Here is an 847-nt window from a genome sequence, read left to right on the forward strand (position 1 = left end):
CGATAGTTCTGTTCTGCACCATCACTCACAGCATTACCCGCTGAAATTAGAAATGCTGCCTTAGAGTTGTTCAACCTAGGTATAAATTGCTTTTGAAAGATACTGGAAGAGTTATTGATATTGCCAACCACAACAAACTGAAATTCCGGTTTATCCCTTAGGACTTGTTGTATGGCCTGAATTTTTGATAAGTGCAAGGAAGCATAATGAGTTTCAGCAAGGTTCAAATACACCTGATAGCCGATCAGTAAAGCGATCAAAGCAGTATTTAAGATATAAAAAATCTTTAGCTTGGTTTTTCTAAGCATTTAATTATGTCAGGATTTGGGTGTTTGAATATCGTAGCGATCTGATTACAGAATACCAGTATGAAATGTAAATGCCTTGAATTGATTTTGTTTGAGCATCCAATAACGCTCAAAACCTCAGAACCAAAAGTGTTGAACGACAGATAGCGATTTTCGACACTAATATTGCGGTTTAGTAGACATTTCTGGAATGACAAATAGCAATTATTAGAGTAATGACAACTGAGATTGGGTGCTGGTAGGCAAGGTTTATATTTTCTTGATATTTTTTCGATGAAAAACTTATCTTTAGTAAGGCATACTGGGAAGATAAATAAGTATCTTGGCTTAAATTATCAAATGAGCATTGACTTCTTCCCCTGTAAATACAAGCCTGGAACGAGCAACAATAACGTCTTTTTTCTAGTTATTGGCAGTAAAATCATTAAGCCATGAATATCCCCTCTCTTGCTATATTAATTGTGGAAGACCAAGTTGCACTTGCTGAGAATCTATTCGAGTTTTTTGAGGATACTCACTATGAACTCGATTTTGCAGCT

Annotated in this window: 1 pseudogene; it reads right to left on the reverse strand. The window is 35.8% G+C overall.

Features of this window, described 5'->3' with window-relative positions:
* Nucleotides 1-308, reverse strand: a pseudogene (locus tag LGT40_RS00330) (glycosyltransferase family 4 protein); the annotation flags it as partial.
* Nucleotides 309-847: the final 539 nt, after the last annotated feature.

Origin of the sequence: Methylophaga pinxianii, assembly GCF_020447225.1 — a bacterium.
In the GTDB taxonomy this organism is placed as follows: Bacteria; Pseudomonadota; Gammaproteobacteria; order Nitrosococcales; family Methylophagaceae; genus Methylophaga; species Methylophaga pinxianii.